Origin of the sequence: Ruminococcus sp. CAG:57 (assembly GCF_000435935.1) — a bacterium.
Classification (GTDB): domain Bacteria; phylum Bacillota; class Clostridia; order Oscillospirales; family Ruminococcaceae; genus Hominimerdicola; species Hominimerdicola aceti.
The window spans coordinates 21,099-37,969 of sequence record NZ_FR890776.1 but is presented as its reverse complement, the minus strand read 5'-3'; the positions used below and the strand labels follow the sequence as shown (position 1 = coordinate 37,969).

The window sequence follows — 16,871 nt, the reverse complement described above, 5'->3', positions numbered from 1 at the left end:
GGATCACTCCCTCCGAATTTATACACTATTTATGATAAACGCTAGTCCACTGTGCCTATCCTTTTAAAAGGATATATCCTCAGTGAGACCTTTCCAAGCACTGCTTCCTCAGCAATACAGCCTATCCTCTTTGTACGGCTGTCAACAGACGTAGATCTGTGGTCGCCCATAACGAATATTCTCTCGTCAGGCACCTGATAAGGCAACTCGATATCACATTCTCCCAGAGCTTTGCCGTCAACATACGGCTCATTCAAGGTTTTTCCGTTGACGATAACAGTACCGTCCTCCTTGATATCCACCACATCTCCTGCTGTAGCGATAACACGTTTCAACAGTATCTTATTGTTATAATAGAACGCAACTATATCGCCCTTCTGAAAGCTTCCACGCTTTCTGCACACCACCAGCTCGTCGTCATGCAAAGTCGGCGTCATACTTGTACCCGTTACTCTCAAAACAGGCAAAAATAACATTGATATGATCACTGCTGCCGCTGCCACAACAAGAAGCGACGCCACGGTGCTGCGGAGTATCCTCAGATATTCCCGCCTTTCATGATGCTTTTTTACCACCCGCTCAAGTGTCTGGACATCAGGAAGCTCAGGTTTTTTTAACACCTCGTTCTTGCTATCTGCTGCCATGATCTTCCTCCACTACCGGCTGCTCAACAACCAGCTTGTGACCTGTCAGTGCAGCTACCTGCCGCTCCAGCCTGTCAAGTCGGTCAGTGATACTTTTTTTATCTTCGAGCTTTTGAAGAAGCTTTTCATTCTCTGTGTTAAGCTTATCATATTCTTTTCGTAGATAAAGCATTAACTCGAGCAGCTCATTTTTTGACAATTTTTCAAGCGCCTTATCCTTCAAAAGCCTCACCTCCGACGCAGTATGCCTATATAATTACAAGTATTATATCACTTGATTTTCCATTTGTCAATCCCACAATATATCATATTTGTATTTTATTACATATAAATATACTGATAGTTTACACAATATTGATTTATCATTTTTATAGTGCCGGCAGATGATAAAACGGCATATTTATTAGCCTTGAACATGAAACAATACGAAACCTGCGTTTTTACGCTAATTGCAACTTTCCCCCAAAAAATCTTTCCTATTTTGATTATAGCAACCTGCATAGTCAATATTTTAACATTGTATACTAATACTGTATTTATTAATATTTTGTAAACTTTGATAAATAAATTTCTATCATTAGCCAAATATTAATTCAGCCCCAGATTGGTCCTTATTTAACGACAACTGTTCACTGCAAAGTAAATAAACTTTACACATCTATATTGACAAGCTCCTGAACTTTACACGTTCGATAAAGCAAGAAAAAATCGGCAAATTTCATGTATTCACCGATCTATCATCAATTTTGCTTTCTCACAACAGCATATTCATCATCAAGCCTGTAATATGGACAGCTATATTCGCTGTCGCTCATTGATCTGTATGCTTCGTCCTCGTCAAGATCGACCATGCAGCAGTAACATTCACAATCCTCATCAAAAACGTAATTCACACAGCTTTCGCAACGGCTGACTATTTTCTTTGCCTTTGTCATAACAGCCTCCTATTTAAGCACCTTTTTAAGTATACTATTTATAAATACAAGTGCGTCCTTCATTTTTTTCATATCACTATCTGAAACGCTGGAAAATTTACCAAGTATATCATCAAGTATCTCGTTTTTCATCTTTTCCATAAAGCGCATAGCTTCGTCAGTGAGCCTGATGTTGATAACTCTGCGATTATCGGGGTTTTGCATTCTGATAACAAAGCCCTTGTCAACAAGCTGTGCCACAGCCCTTGTTGCCTGCTCATTAGAAGTGTTTATCTTGCTTGCAAGCTGTGACATTGTGAGCGTTCCCTCAATACATAGTGACAGCATTATTATCTGCTGAGTTCTTGTTATATCATACTTTTTCTTATCAAACGTATCAAATACCAATTTTCTGCTGAGAGGGTATATCTCATACATTGACATGATACATTCACGACGTACATTGTCTACCATTTTTACTTCCTCCACATAAAGCTAATTATAACGTATTTTCGTTGATTTTTCCACACACAGTAATTATAACATACGCTTCTCATTTGTCAATAGCAGAAATATATCAATATTTGATTTTGTTAAGTTATTCTTTTAGGGGTTTTGTTTATGAAGATAAATTATATGCGCATGGCAAGTTTTAGAATTTTACCAATTTACAAAAAGTTCAGTCGAAATTTCTGTAAATTATAGCTGCCAGCTTAACACAAGACGGTAAGAATGTGGTATAATAGTTAATGAAGTAAAAATAGATTATGGAGGTTTAAAGTATATGTTGTGTACTGAGTGTAAAAAAGAGCAAGAAAAACGTATTCCTAACGAGGAAAAAGAAAATGCACAGCCCGCCGAGAAAGTGTGCAGCGATGTACATACAACACTGAAATCAAAGCGTTCAGCCGCCTTGATACTTTTGACTGGTGCTACGCTTATGCTTATAATAGTGTTCATTCTTTTTTGGCTTATCATGTTGCCGAATCTGCCACAAGACAACAGCGTCCTTGCGAATAACTGTGCTAATATATGCCAGACCGCTAAGGAATATATTGGGATCTGATCTTCAAGACGATCTGCTCCTACCTTCGGGCGGGAGTTTTTTTGCTTTATGGCGATTTTACAAGCTTTTTACGGCACCTGCATTGACATCATATGCGTTTGGCGGTATAATAATACAGTATGATATAAGATGCCTTTCTTACGATAGGAGTTAGGAGAAATAAGAATATGAATAACAAGGTCTACGATAACAGAGAGTTATCATGGCTTAAATTTAACGAGAGAGTTCTTGAAGAAGCTCAGGACAGTGCTACACCGCTTCTTGAAAGATTGCTTTTTCAGTCGATATTTGCAAGCAATCTTGACGAGTTTTTTAGGGTGCGTGTGGGCTCACTTTATGATTCCTCGCTTGTGGACGACGATCATAAAGACAACAAGTCCAAAATGCGTCCATCTGAACAGCTTTCAGCAATATTTGAGCGTGTTCATGAGCTTATACCAATAAAAGATAAGACATACAAAGCTATCTGCGAGGAACTGGAGCTTAAAAATATAGTACATAAAAACATAAAGGCTCTCACTGAACAGGATAAGAAATTTCTTGAAGCTTATTATGCCTATGAGGTCAAGCCGTTTCTTAACGCCTTTATTATCGATAAAAGACACCCTTTCCCGTTTCTTGCAAATCAAAGTATTTATGCGGTTGCAAAACTCGCTTCAAAATCTGCCGTCACAGTGGGTATAGTTAGCTGTAACGAGAAATTCCAGCGTGTGATCTTTCTTCCTGATGACGAGGGGTGCATAAGCTATATCCTTGTAGAGGAGCTTATTCTCCATTATGCCGACAAGGCATTTGAGGGCTATAAAATAGAAGAAAAGGCTCTTATGAGAGTGACACGAAACGCCGACATCGACGTTGACGAGGGCTTTGACTCGGAACTTGATTTCAGACAAAATATGTCTGAGCTTATCAACAAGCGTAAACGCCTTTGTCCTGTAAGATTGCAGCTTTCAAAGCAAATATCCGACACTGTGCTAAACGAACTGCTTTCAAGGTTGGAGCTTTCAGAAAAGCAAGTCTTTGTGGAGAAAACTCCCCTTGATATGTCCTATGTGTTCGCTGTGTTTGACAAGGTGGCAGACAGAAAAGAGCTTTTTTTTCCGAAGCAGGAGCCGCAGCCCTCTGCGATGATAGACCCGTCAAGGTCAATGATAGAGCAGATAGACGAAAAGGATCTTTTCCTGCACTATCCTTATGAGTCCATAAAGCCTTTTATCAGGCTCCTTGACGAGGCGGCAAAGGACGATAGCGTTACGTCTGTCAAAATGACTTTGTATCGTGTGGCGAAGAACTCCAAGGTCATAAAGGCGTTGTGCAACGCCGCAGAAAATGGCAAGGACGTGCTTGTGCTTGTAGAGCTGAGAGCACGTTTTGATGAGGAAAACAATATAGGGTGGTCAAAGCTGTTGGAGGAGTCAGGCTGTCATGTAATGTATGGTCCGCAGGGACTTAAAGTCCATTCAAAGCTTTGTCTTATTACAAGAAAAGTTGGTGACAGCGTAAAGTACACTGTTCAGGTGGGTACAGGAAACTACAACGAAAAGACCGCAGGGCTTTATACCGACCTTTGCCTTATGACATCAAACAATGACATTGCTCAGGATGCTTGCGAGGTGTTCAGAACGCTGTCAATGGGCGAGCTTGTGGAAAGCTCAAAGGCACTTATGGTCGCTCCCCACTGTCTGCAAAATAAGGTAGTGGAGCTTATGGATAATGAGATAAGCATTGCAAGAGCAGGCGGTGAGGGATATGTTGCCGCAAAGCTCAATTCTCTTACTGATAAGGTGCTTATGGACAAGATAATAGAATGTTCTCAGGCAGGCGTGAAGGTAGAGCTTGTTATAAGAGGTATATCCTGCCTTGTTGCAGGTGTGGAGGGCGTTACTGACAATGTGCAGATACGCTCAATAGTGGGCAGATATCTTGAACACGCAAGGATATATATTTTCGGCACAGGTGTTCGCAAAAAGGTATACATATCCAGCGCAGACTATATGACAAGAAACACCACAAGGCGAGTTGAGGTCGCCGCACCTATCCTCAGTGAAGAAGTAAAAAAACGTGTCCTCGATATTTTTGACACCCAGATGCAGGACAACGTAAAAGCAAGGATAATGCAGCCTGACGGAAAATATGTCCGTGCAGAGCGTGGAGATATCGCCATTGACGCACAAAGCAGATTTTACGCTGAAGCATACGCCAATGCACCAAAGCCTGCTCCTGTTAATGATTCAAAGGCTGTCGAACCTGAAAAGGAGAAAAAGGGCTTTTTAGGCTGGCTCAAAAGGCTTTTCAGAAGAAAAAAGAAATAATATATAATGCGGTCATATTCTATATGGCTGCATTTTTTGTACAAAAAAAGGGACAGACTTTCGCCTGTCCCTTAAATTTTATTTATTACTTGTTGTCAGCAAAAGCGTTGTTGATAGCTGAAACAAGACCCTTGATAGAAGATACGATGATATCTGAGTGTCTGCCGACGCCCCAATACATCTTATCACCGCAGGAAATTCCAACATACGAAACAGCCTCAGATGTTGACTTTCTTTCAAGAGCGTGTTCTGTGTATGTTTCCACGGTAAAATCAAAGTTCAAAGCCTGCTTGATAGCATTTGCCACAGAGTCAAGACGTCCGTTACCCTCTGCTGTATGATCGTCTGTTACGCCGTTTACTGAAGCTGTAATAGCGGCGCAGATAGTGCCATTCTGCTTCTGAACATAGTGTGCTTCAGGAATATCAACAGGTGCGCACTTGTTGAGGTACTCGTCCTTGAATATCTTGTAGACCTCATCAGGCATAAGCTCCTTGTGCTTGTGGTCTGAAACAGCCTTTACCTTATAGCCAAAGTCCTCTCTCATCTTCTTTGGAAGATCGTAGCCGAACTGATTTTGGAGGATAAAGCCTATTCCTCCCTTGCCTGATTGCGAGTTTATTCTGATAACGTCACCGTCATACTCTCTGCCAACGTCATGCGGATCGATAGGAAGATAAGGAACTGTCCACTTGTCACAGCTCTTTTCTTTTCTCCAGTTCATGCCCTTTGCGATAGCGTCCTGATGTGAGCCTGAGAATGCAGCGAATACAAGTGCGCCTGAATATGGGCTTCTGTCATAAACCTTCATTCTTGTAACTCTCTCGTAAAGCTCTACCAGTGCAGGCATATCTGAGAAGTCCAACTTAGGGTCAACTCCGTGAGTGTACATATTAAGTGCGATAGTAACGATATCGGCATTGCCTGTTCTCTCACCATTGCCGAAACAAGTACCCTCTATTCTGTCAGCACCTGCAAGCAGACCCATTTCGCAGTCTGCCACTGCACAGCCTCTGTCATTATGTGGGTGAAGTGAAACTATAACGTTCTCTCTGTTGTGAAGAGTGTCGCACATATACTCTACCTGCTGAGCATAAACATGAGGCATTGACATTTCAACTGTTACAGGAAGGTTGATGATGACCTTGTTATCAGGTGTAGGCTGCCAGATGTCGATAACAGCGTTGCAGATATCTCTTGCAAACTCAGGCTCTGTGCCTGTGAAGCTCTCAGGAGAATACTCGAATACGATATTGCCCTTTGCGTGCTTCTTATACTCGTTACAGAGCTTTGCACCGTCTGTAGCTATCTTGATTATCTCTTCCTTAGACTTTCGGAAAACCTGCTCTCTCTGTGCAACAGATGTTGAGTTATAAAGGTGGACAACAGCGTTCTTTGCACCGTCGATAGCTTCAAATGTTTTCTTTATGATATGCTCTCTTGACTGTGTAAGCACCTGAATAGTAACATCATCAGGTATCATGTTCTTCTCAATAAGTGTGCGGCAGAACTCATACTCTGTTTCAGAGGCGGCAGGGAAACCTATCTCTATCTCCTTAAAGCCTATCTCAACGAGCTTTGTGAAAAACTCCAGCTTTTCTTCAAGGCTCATAGGAATGATAAGAGCCTGATTTCCATCTCTCAGGTCAACAGAGCACCATGCTGGTGCGTGGTCAACATACTCTTTTTCAGCCCACTTCATGCACTTTACAGGAGGCATATAATAGCCTCTCTCATACTTTTCTACGTTTTTCATGTCAGATCCTCCTTATAAATATAAAGCCGATAATTATTTTGATAGTGATGTGGAAAAGGGCATAAAAAAAATCGCCACTCCTACCAAAAAGGAGAGACGAGCTTTGCCGTGTTACCACTCTCATTCATATACGGCTCACACCGCATATCTCAGCCGCATCTATCAATGCGTATCTCTATAACGGGAGAACCCGTGAGCGGCTAATAAGATTTCACCGTTCAGGCTCGGGGACGAGTTATCACAAATTCCGCATACCGTCTTGCACCCACCGACGGCTCTCTGTAATGTCAGAACTTTGCTTTTGTTCCTGTCAACGCCTTTGTCATATTGTTTTTATTATACCCATACTTCCCGCTTTTGTCAATAGGGCAATTGTCGATTTAACAATTTGTTAATATTCGGTGCTAAATCGTTTTCCCTGACGTTAAATGTAGGGGCTGGCGTCCCCTGCAAAATAATCTTAAAATATTCTTATTACGCTTTTCAAATGCTTAAAAGTATCTTAATTAGCCTGTCTGTCGGTTGACAAAGAATAAGCAATGGTCTATAATAATAGATGCTGGCTGAGGGGGGTTACCACTCATACTTTTGTACAAAAGGGGATCTATAACATGATATTTGAAAGCATTAAAAAGCTTGTAACATATGGTCTGGAAAGCGGACTTATTGAGGAGAGCGACAGAGTTTATACCACAAACAGGCTTCTTGAAGCCCTTGACCTTGAGGAATATGACGAACCAGCGGAGGAGTTTTCTGACGTTGACCTTGAAAGCACTCTCAAAGAGCTTCTCGATTACGCTGTGGAAAAGGGCCTTACAGAAAATTCTATTGTATACAGAGATCTTTTCGACACAAAACTCATGGGGCTTCTTACTCCAAGACCGTCAGAGGTAGACACAAAGTTCTGGGGACTTTACAACCACCAGTCTGCAAAGGTCGCAACTGACTATTTCTACAAGCTTTCGCAGGACACGGACTACATAAGAAGATACAGAGTAAAGAAGGATATGCGCTGGATAGCTCCAACAGAGTACGGCGACCTTGATATAACTATCAATCTTTCCAAGCCTGAAAAAGACCCGAAAGCCATTGCAGCGGCAAAGCTTGCAAAGCAGTCGGGATATCCTAAGTGCCTGCTGTGCTATGAGAACGTGGGATATGCAGGACGAGTGAACTCCCCTGCAAGACAGAACCACCGTGTTATATCCCTTAAAATAAACGGCACAGACTGGGGACTTCAGTATTCCCCATATGTTTATTACAACGAGCATTGTATCCTTTTCAATAAGAAGCATACTCCTATGGTAATAGACCGTTCGGCATTTGAGAAGCTTTTTGACTTTGTTAGACAGTTTCCGCACTACTTCATAGGTTCAAACGCTGACCTGCCTATCGTTGGCGGATCTATCCTTTCGCACGAACATTTTCAGGGCGGTCATTATACATTTGCCATGGAGAAAGCTCCTGTTGAAGAAAAGATAGTTTTCAAAGGCTTTGAGAACGTTGACGCTGGTATCGTTAAATGGCCTATGTCCGTTATCAGAATAAACAGCGAGGACAAAAACGCTCTCGTTGACCTTGCTGACAAGATACTCAAAGCTTGGAGAGGCTACACCGACGAAGAAGCATTCATTTACGCTGAAACTGAAGGCGAGCCGCACAACACTATCACACCTATTGCAAGAATGAGAAACGGCAGATATGAGCTTGACCTTGTGCTTAGAAACAACATCACAACGGAGGAATATCCTCTTGGCGTTTATCACCCCCATCAGGAGCTTCATCATATAAAGAAAGAGAATATCGGTCTTATCGAAGTAATGGGTCTTGCAGTGCTTCCGTCAAGACTTAAAGGCGAAATGGAGAAGCTTGCTCAGGTTCTGGTCACAGAGGGAACAGAGGGTGTACGCCGTGACAAGCTGATAGAAAAACACGCTGACTGGGCTGAGGAGATATCAAAGAAAAACAATATAACAGCCGAGAACGTTCACGAGGTCTTGCAGAAAGAAATAGGCATCGTGTTCGCAAAGGTGCTCGAACATGCAGGCGTTTATAAGAGAAACAAAGACGGAAAAGCTGCATTTGAAAGATTTATAGACTATGTGAACAACAAGTAATAAAGAAAGAGGTGAACGCCCATATCTCGCAGAAGAGATCCTGCAAGGGTGCGGGCATTTTTATGCTCAGATTTACAAGACGGCATATAAAGGAAACAGCAATAATTCTGGCAATAGTCATTTTTATAGGCACACTGTGGTTTTTAGGCTACAAAAGGCATATAAGAGATACGATCAATCAGGCTTATAACGTTACGCCTATATCCGCCATACAGTTACAGCTTGCTTCGTCATCAAAGGCTGATAAGCTTATGATAGTGGCTCACCCTGATGACGAAGTGCTTTGGGGCGGAGGACATCTTTATGATAAAGGCTATCTTGTTGTGTGTGTAACAAACGGAAGAAATAAGGTGCGTTCTCAGGAGTTCAAGGACGTGGTGACTGCCTCGGGCAACGAGTGTATAATGCTTGAATATCCTGATAAAGTCAGGGGCAAGCGTGACGATTGGGCGCTTGTTAAGGACGGTATCGAATCTGACCTTGAAAAGATAATGACCTGCAAGGATTGGAAGCTTATAGCTGTGCATAATCAAAAAGGCGAATATGGTCATATCCACCATGTAAACGTGCATAATTACGTCACTGAGATATACGATAAGAACGATATCCAGTGCGACCTTTACTGCTTTGGCAAGTATTACAAGGCTAGCCGTCTGAAAGTGGTGGGCAACACTTTGCCAAAGATATCAAAAGAGAGATACGAGTTCAAGAAAAAGCTTGCGGATATGTATACCTCTCAAAAGAAAACTGTAGACAAGCTGTGGCATATGGCTTATTATGAGGATTGGACGCTGTATAAACGCTACAGCGAACACCCTGAAATGAAAAAACAAACTGCAACTGCGTTGGGAGTGGCTGTGAATGAAGCTCAGTAAGAAAAATATAATACATCTTTGTGTGCTTACGGGGATATATCTTCTGTTTGTCCTTGCGCTCACAAGGTTTAAATACGCCTATGGCTCTGAGCTTGATTGGGGCGGACAGCACTATGCTATCCCTGATTATTTCAGAAAGCTCTTTTACAAAACAGGGGACTTTTTTCCCTCCTTTGCCCCGAACATAGGTTGTGGCGAGAACATCTATAATCTGTCATATTATGGGCTTTATTCGCCTATAATACTTTTTTCTTATCTTCTGCCCTTTGTGAAAATGTCCACCTATATACAGATAGTATCCATAATAGGCATTATAGCAAGCCTGTGGATATTCTATATATGGATGCGTCAGAAATTCACAGACAACACAGCGTTTGCACTGAGCTTTGTGTTTCTCTTTTCAGCGCCCCTTATCTTCCACAGTCACAGGCACATAATGTTCGTGAATTATATGCCGTTCCTGCTTTTAGGTTTTATGGCTATCGAGGATTATTTTGAGGGCAAGAGAAAATACATGGTGACGCTTTGGGCATTTTTGATGCTCATGACAAGCTATTTCTTTGCAGTGTCGGGTCTTGCGGCAATGGCAGTGTATGGCGTTTACCGCTGGCTGAAAATAAATGAAAAGCCAACTTTCAAGAAGTTCTGCAAAGACGGAACAGCATTCGCTTTCAGGCTTATCCTAGCAGTGATAATGGCGTGTGTGCTTATCCTGCCGACACTGCACTGTATGCTCTCAGGCAGAGAGGCAGGCAACAGCCATGTTGATCTCAAGTCGTTCATACCAGGCGTAAACTTGAAATTCCTGCTCTATTATCACTACTCAATGGGGCTTTGCCTTTTCACAGTGCTTAGCATAATATCGGCGGTGTTCTCAAAACAACGCTATAGAAGATTTCTCGGAATCGTTATGATGGTAATAGCCACCTGCCCTATAATAGTCTATATGTTAAACGGCACACTGTATGTTGACCCGAAAGTTCTTATACCTTTCCTTCCTCTTGGTATGCTCCTTTTCGGACACACCTATTTTGATATAATAAGAGGAAAGCTAAAGCTTAAACCACTTGCAGTGATAACCCTTTTAGTTGCATTGGCAGGAGTTTTCTGGTTCAAGACCACCAAAAAAGTGGAGTTTTATATTATCCTTGACTTTGTTGTGCTTATGTCGAGCCTGTTTGTATACAGACGTTGCAAAAAAGAGTTCATACTTAATATAGGAATGTCCCTTTGCCTCGTGGTATCCACAGTATATGCAAACTTTGCAGACGAGCTTGTGCCTTTAAGAGAGCTTGAATATGATAACAGCAGTGATATGAATACACTTGCAGATTATGTCGGCTCGCAAGAGGAGATATCGAGAACTTCAAACTGCGTTGACGAAGTGAACACAGTGAATATGATATATAATGCAGATTATTACACCATGTCAATATATTCCTCACTGCACAATAAAGATTACAACAAATTTTATTACAGCGAGATATACAACGAAAATTCATACCGCAACACTTCCCTGACCACTCAGACACGAAGCCTTATTGCTGATATGTATTTTTCAAACAGGTATCTTATCACTGACGACCCAGTAAAGGCAGTGTCAGGCTACAAGAAGATAAAAGAGAGCGGAAGCCTTTCACTTTATGAAAACAATGACGTTCTGCCTTTCGGATATGCTACCAATGCTCTTATCGGCAGAAAAGAATATAATTCCCTGAATTATCCTTACTCAGTGGAAGCTCTTTTCAATAATATAATAGTTGAGGATAAGACGGAAAAGTCATTTTCATCTGATATCAAAAAGGTACGCTCCATCAACTTTACAGAGTGCGACCAGATAAAGCGTGAATGGGGAAAATACACCATTGACGCTAAAAAGCCTTTCACTCAGGAGATAACGCTTCCCGAAACGCTCACGAACAATGAGATAATGTTTGTATCTTTCAATGTGAACAACGATATAAAGGGTGGCAGAAAGGACGCTTGGGTGTCCATAAACGGCAATAAAAACAAGCTCACTGCACCTGATTGGAAGTATTACAATAATAACAGACGTTTTGAATATGTCATAACCACAGGTCAGGACTATAGTGCAGACAGCGTTAAAGTGAATTTCTCTGACGGCAAGTATGAGATAACCAACGTTCGCTGTTATGTCATCGACAAAGACAGCCTTGTGCGTGACGTTGACCCGTTCATGATAGACAAGAAGACCTCTCACGGAGATGTGATAAACGGCACTATAGACGTTAAAAATGACGGCTATTTCACCATTTCCATTCCGTATACCGACGGCTTCACCGCTGAGATCGACGGCAAAGAGGTGCAGTGTGAAAAGACCGACACTGCATTCCTTGGTTTCAAGATACCAAAAGGCAGCCACAGCATAAAGATAACCTTTACCGCACCATTGCTCCACGAGGGCATAGTTCTCTCAGGGGCAGGATTGCTGATATTCATAGTATGCGTTATTATTGACAGAAGAAAATCAAAAGCTTCAAAGTAGGGAAAAAATAAAAGCGACAGAAATCTGGATCTGTCGCTTTTTTTGTCGTATGTTTAGGTTTGTCTATTCACTTATTACATAAAATATGATAAAATAACAGAGTGATTGTGTGACTTTTGTCAAAGGTTCTGTCTGAATCCCTCACCAATGGTAACATTTTCGTATGCAAGCTCACGCATTTTCAGCATTACGTCATGTGGAGTTTCTCTCATTCCGCCCGTTGCCCAATCTATTATTATTCCGCAATAGCCATGAGAATAAAAATCGGCAAAGAACTTCGCCTTATCGGAACGCTTTCTGGTTATAGCAACAGCGTGATAGAAAAATCTGATGAACAGCTTGTGCATACTTCTGAAAAGATAATGCTCGAATATCTTTTCGTTGCTTTTTAGCGTGTTTGAGTAAAAGCGCTTGTCTTTGAGCATATTTACGAGAAATCCCTCAAGACGCTCATACCAGTTGTCGTAGTTTACGCCTTTGGTGATATCAGCGAAAAGCTCGTGAAGATAGATATAGCTCAAAAGCTCATATTTATCCTGAAAATGGTAATAAAAAGACTGGCGGTTAAGACCGCACTCACCTGTTATATCGGATATGGATATTTTATCAAAGGGTTTTTGCTCGCAGAGTTTTTTCAGTGAATCACACAAAGCACTTTTGGTTATCGCAGAGCTTGACATTTAACTACATTCCTTTCAGATTCATAACGACAAAAGGTCTTTTTTGAGGAAAAATCAGACTAAGCTGAATTAATGTCAAAAAAGCAGACAATTCGCGCCAACTTTTATTATATCATAAATTTATGAAATTTCAATAACTTTTTATAAATATTTTATCATTATCATATTTTTCACAGGGGGAAACGGCATGAAAAACAATATCATCACAGAATTTATAAATGGTCAAAGCTGTAGAGCGTATGAAGCCCTGGGGGCAGTAAAAATAGAGAACGGCATAAGATTTTCCACCTATGCGCCCCATGCAAAGAAGGTAGAGCTTTGCCTTAATGGAGATATTATCCCTATGGAATGCGATGAACGTGGGGTATGGAGCGTTGAACGCCCTGCAAAAGAGGGTGACATTTATCAGTATGTTATCACAACGCCTACTCTTGAAAAGCACTACCGCTCAGACCCTTTTGCGGTGTACAGCGAGGTAAGACCGAAAAATGCGTCTGTGGTGTATGATATCGACAGCTATAGCTGGAATGACCAAGAATGGCTCTCAAAGCGTGACAAATGCTATGAAAAGCCTATGAACATATATGAGGTGCATTTCGGCTCGTGGCGCATAAAAGAGGGAAAAGAAGAAACCGACCGCTTTTACACCTATGAAGAAATGATAGACCTGCTCATACCTTATGTAAAGGAAATGGGCTATACCCATATCGAGCTTCTGCCACTGACGGAATATCCTTATGACGGCTCATGGGGCTATCAGGTGTCGGGATATTTCTCCGCAACCAGCCGTTACGGCGACCCTAGAGGGCTTATGAAGTTCATAGACGCTTGTCATGCGGAAAATATCGGCATTATTCTGGACTTTGTACCCGTACATTTTGTCCGTGATTTCTATGCCCTGCACATATATGACGGAAGCTTCCTCTTTGAAAGCGACAATGAGTATGACAGATACTCCGAGTGGGGTACTGCCCTGTTTGACTACACAAAGCCTCATGTGCTTAGCTTTGTAAAATCCTCAGTTAATTTCTGGATAGAAAAATATCATGTTGACGGATTGAGATATGACGCAGTTGCAAACCTTATCTATCGTCACGGCCACACTGATGACGCTGTGAACGACAGCGGTATATGGTTCTTGAAGAACACTAATTACGCCATTCAGAAAATGCACCCTGACGTTATGCTTTTTGCAGAAGATTCCACAAACTACACAAAGGTAACTGCCCCTGTTGAGTTCGGCGGTCTTGGCTTTGACTATAAATGGGATCTGGGCTTCATGAACGATACCATCAATTATATAAAGACTCCGCCTTTTGAACGCAGAAATCATCACAATAAAATGACCTTCTCCATGAGTTATTTCTATAATGACCTTTTCATTCTTCCTTACTCCCACGACGAGGTAGTTCACGGCAAGAAAACCATGGTGGATAAGGTGTTCGGCAGTCAGCAGGAGCAGTTTGCTACCATAAGAGCACTGTATACTTTCCAGTTCACTCACCCTGGCAAGAAACTCAACTTCATGGGCAACGAGCTTGGCGAATATCTTGAATGGCGTGATGAAAAAGAGCTGGGCTGGAATCTGCTCACATATCCTATACACGATTCATTACACGAGTATGTGAAAGCACTCCACAAGCTTTATCTTGAACAGCCTGCACTGTATAAGTCCGACTATAATTCCACATCTTTCCGCTGGATAGACGCAGACAACAAAAATCAGTGCATTTATGCCTACCGCAGAAGCGACCCTTCCGGCAAGACGCTTTATATGGTGTTCAATTTTTCTGGAAGCTATCAGAACTATATCCTGAAGGTCGAGCAAAACGGAGCCTACAAAGAGCTTCTCAACTCTGACCGTGATATTTATAGTGGATCAAACTGCATAAACAGCGGTCTTTATACCACAAACTATAAGCTGCCACTCAGACTCGCACCTCTCAGTAGCGTTATAATTACCACAGAATGAGAAAAAAATATTAAAAATCATAAAATACTATTGCAAAATGGCGAAATATGCGTTATAATATGAGTGTATGTAATATACAACATTTACACCAAAATCATTTGAGAGGAGTTATGTAAATAATGGTTTATTCTCACGAAGTTGAAACAATGTGCCCTATCGCTCAGGGCGTTGCTCACGGTGCAGCTCCAATTCCAGAAGAAGCAAAGTGGGTAAAAGCTAAGGAAATCAAGGATATCTCAGGCTTTACACACGGTATCGGCTGGTGTGCTCCACAGCAGGGCTGCTGCAAGCTGACACTTAACGTAAAAGAGGGCGTTATCCAGGAATGTCTCGTTGAAACTATCGGCTGCTCAGGTATGACACACTCTGCTGCTATGGCATCAGAGATCCTTCCAGGCAGAACAGTTCTCGAGGCTCTTAACACAGACCTCGTTTGCGACGCTATCAACACAGCTATGAGAGAGCTTTTCCTCCAGATCGTTTACGGTCGTTCACAGAGTGCATTCTCTGAGGGCGGTCTTGTAGTAGGCGCTGGTCTTGAGGACCTTGGTAAGGGACTTCGTTCACAGGTAGGTACTATGTATGGTACACTTGCAAAGGGTCCTAGATACCTTGAAATGACAGACGGCTATGTTACAGGTCTTGCACTTAACGAAGATGACGAGATCATCGGCTACAAGTTTGTAAACTTCGGCAAGATGATGGACTTCATCAAGGCTGGCGACGATGCTAACACTGCTTTTGAGAAAGCACAGGGTCAGTACGGTAGAGTAGCTGACGCTGTTAAGATCGTTGACCCAAGAAAAGAATAAGGAGGATTTGTTACAATGGCTTTATTTGAATCATATGAGAGAAGAGAAAAGCAGATCCTTGCTGTTATCAATCAGTACGGTATCAACACTATCGAAGAGTGTGCTGACGTATGCAAGGCTAAGGGTCTTGACATTTATAAGCTCGTTGAGGGCATTCAGCCTATCTGCTTTGAGAACGCTAAGTGGGCTTACACAGTAGGCTGCGCTATCGCTATCAAGAAGGGCTGCACAAGAGCTGCTGACGCTGCTGCTGCTATCGGTGAGGGACTTCAGGCTTTCTGTATCCCTGGCTCTGTAGCTGACCAGAGAAAGGTTGGTCTTGGTCACGGTAATCTCGGCAAGATGCTTCTTGAAGAGGATACAGAGTGCTTCGCATTCCTCGCAGGTCACGAATCATTCGCTGCCGCTGAGGGTGCTATCGGTATCGCTGAGAAGGCTAACAAGGTTAGAACAAAGCCTCTGAGAGTTATTCTTAATGGTCTTGGCAAGGACGCTGCACAGATCATCGCTAGAATCAACGGCTTCACATATGTTGAAACTGAGATGGATTACTACACAGGCGAAGTTAAGGAAGTATTCCGCAAGGCATACTCTGATGGTCTGAGAGCTAAGGTAAACTGCTACGGTGCTAACGATGTTACCGAGGGCGTTGCTATCATGTGGAAAGAGAACGTAGACGTTTCTATCACAGGTAACTCAACAAACCCAACAAGATTCCAGCACCCAGTTGCAGGTACATACAAGAAGGAAAGACTTGAGAAGGGCAAGAAATACTTCTCAGTAGCTTCAGGCGGAGGAACAGGTAGAACTCTGCACCCAGATAACATGGCTGCTGGTCCTGCTTCTTACGGTATGACAGATACAATGGGAAGAATGCACAGCGACGCTCAGTTTGCTGGTTCTTCTTCAGTTCCTGCACACGTTGAGATGATGGGTCTTATCGGTATGGGCAACAACCCAATGGTTGGTGCTACAGTTGCTTGCGCAGTTGCAGTTGAAGAGGCTATGAAGTAAGGTTTTAAACCACTTCACAAGTCTTGTAATGTGGACAACGATAAGACTTCGTGTTCAAAAGAATATCAGTAAGGCGTTAGATTTTGTTCTAACGCCTTATTTTTATGCACAAAAAGACCTTCCCATGCTGTAAGGAAAGGTCTGACGACCAAACTAAAGCGCAGGAAGGTCAATATCACAAATACAAGCTAAAAACTGCATAA

General features: G+C 42.1%; 13 protein-coding genes and 1 other annotated feature. Of the genes, 7 read left to right on the top strand and 6 right to left on the bottom strand.

Features of this window, described 5'->3' with window-relative positions:
• Positions 1 to 41: 41 nt before the first annotated feature.
• The 4 genes from lepB to QVO88_RS09780 form a co-directional block, all read right to left on the bottom strand.
• On the bottom strand, positions 42 to 644 hold the full coding sequence (lepB, locus tag QVO88_RS09795; RefSeq protein WP_022288300.1) for a signal peptidase I: 603 nt from the start codon (positions 642 to 644) through the stop codon (positions 42 to 44).
• Entirely contained in the window at positions 631 to 867 is a 237-nt protein-coding gene (locus QVO88_RS09790) for a hypothetical protein (RefSeq protein WP_022288299.1), read from the bottom strand. Before QVO88_RS09790 ends, lepB begins: the two co-directional genes overlap by 14 nt.
• A gap of 517 nt (positions 868 to 1,384) precedes the next feature.
• Complete coding sequence (locus tag QVO88_RS09785; protein WP_022288298.1) at positions 1,385 to 1,579, bottom strand: DUF6472 family protein; 195 nt, start codon at positions 1,577 to 1,579, stop codon at positions 1,385 to 1,387.
• 9 nt (positions 1,580 to 1,588) lie between these two features.
• The gene (locus QVO88_RS09780) at positions 1,589 to 2,032 is read right to left on the bottom strand and encodes a MarR family transcriptional regulator (RefSeq protein WP_022288297.1); all 444 of its coding nucleotides are present in this window, start codon (positions 2,030 to 2,032) and stop codon (positions 1,589 to 1,591) included.
• Positions 2,033 to 2,791: 759 nt separating this feature from the next.
• Here QVO88_RS09780 and ppk1 point away from each other — a divergent pair.
• Entirely contained in the window at positions 2,792 to 4,936 is a 2,145-nt protein-coding gene (ppk1, locus tag QVO88_RS09775; RefSeq protein WP_022288295.1) for a polyphosphate kinase 1, read from the top strand.
• A gap of 85 nt (positions 4,937 to 5,021) precedes the next feature.
• Here ppk1 and QVO88_RS09770 read toward each other — a convergent pair whose 3' ends face one another.
• Complete coding sequence (locus QVO88_RS09770; protein WP_022288294.1) at positions 5,022 to 6,692, bottom strand: 2-isopropylmalate synthase; 1,671 nt, start codon at positions 6,690 to 6,692, stop codon at positions 5,022 to 5,024.
• Between the two features lie 89 nt (positions 6,693 to 6,781).
• Positions 6,782 to 7,015, bottom strand: a binding site (T-box leader).
• A gap of 288 nt (positions 7,016 to 7,303) precedes the next feature.
• Here QVO88_RS09770 and galT point away from each other — a divergent pair.
• Genes galT through QVO88_RS09755 form a run of 3 tightly spaced genes read left to right on the top strand, consistent with a single transcriptional unit; the run spans position 7,304 to position 12,190 of the window.
• On the top strand, positions 7,304 to 8,809 hold the full coding sequence (gene galT, locus QVO88_RS09765) for a UDP-glucose--hexose-1-phosphate uridylyltransferase (RefSeq protein ID WP_022288293.1): 1,506 nt from the start codon (positions 7,304 to 7,306) through the stop codon (positions 8,807 to 8,809).
• A gap of 11 nt (positions 8,810 to 8,820) precedes the next feature.
• Positions 8,821 to 9,684, top strand: a complete 864-nt coding sequence (locus tag QVO88_RS09760; protein ID WP_288177977.1) for a PIG-L family deacetylase — start codon at positions 8,821 to 8,823, stop codon at positions 9,682 to 9,684.
• Positions 9,671 to 12,190, top strand: coding sequence for a YfhO family protein (locus QVO88_RS09755; protein ID WP_022288291.1), 2,520 nt, complete (start codon positions 9,671 to 9,673; stop codon positions 12,188 to 12,190). Before QVO88_RS09760 ends, QVO88_RS09755 begins: the two co-directional genes overlap by 14 nt.
• 119 nt (positions 12,191 to 12,309) lie before the next feature.
• On the opposite strand, the gene QVO88_RS09750 is transcribed toward QVO88_RS09755, so the two are convergent.
• On the bottom strand, positions 12,310 to 12,870 hold the full coding sequence (locus tag QVO88_RS09750; protein ID WP_022288290.1) for a TetR/AcrR family transcriptional regulator C-terminal domain-containing protein: 561 nt from the start codon (positions 12,868 to 12,870) through the stop codon (positions 12,310 to 12,312).
• 187 nt (positions 12,871 to 13,057) lie between these two features.
• On the opposite strand from QVO88_RS09750, the gene glgB reads away from it, so the two are divergent.
• From glgB to QVO88_RS09735, 3 genes are all read left to right on the top strand, one after another.
• Positions 13,058 to 14,842, top strand: a complete 1,785-nt coding sequence (glgB, locus tag QVO88_RS09745; RefSeq protein WP_022288289.1) for a 1,4-alpha-glucan branching protein GlgB — start codon at positions 13,058 to 13,060, stop codon at positions 14,840 to 14,842.
• 119 nt (positions 14,843 to 14,961) lie between these two features.
• Positions 14,962 to 15,654 carry an iron-sulfur cluster assembly scaffold protein gene (locus QVO88_RS09740; RefSeq protein WP_022288288.1) on the top strand — a complete coding sequence of 231 codons (693 nt, stop codon included), beginning with the start codon at positions 14,962 to 14,964 and terminating at the stop codon, positions 15,652 to 15,654.
• A gap of 15 nt (positions 15,655 to 15,669) precedes the next feature.
• Positions 15,670 to 16,668: a GGGtGRT protein gene (locus QVO88_RS09735; RefSeq protein WP_022288287.1), complete on the top strand. Its 999-nt coding sequence runs from the start codon at positions 15,670 to 15,672 to the stop codon at positions 16,666 to 16,668.
• Positions 16,669 to 16,871: the final 203 nt, after the last annotated feature.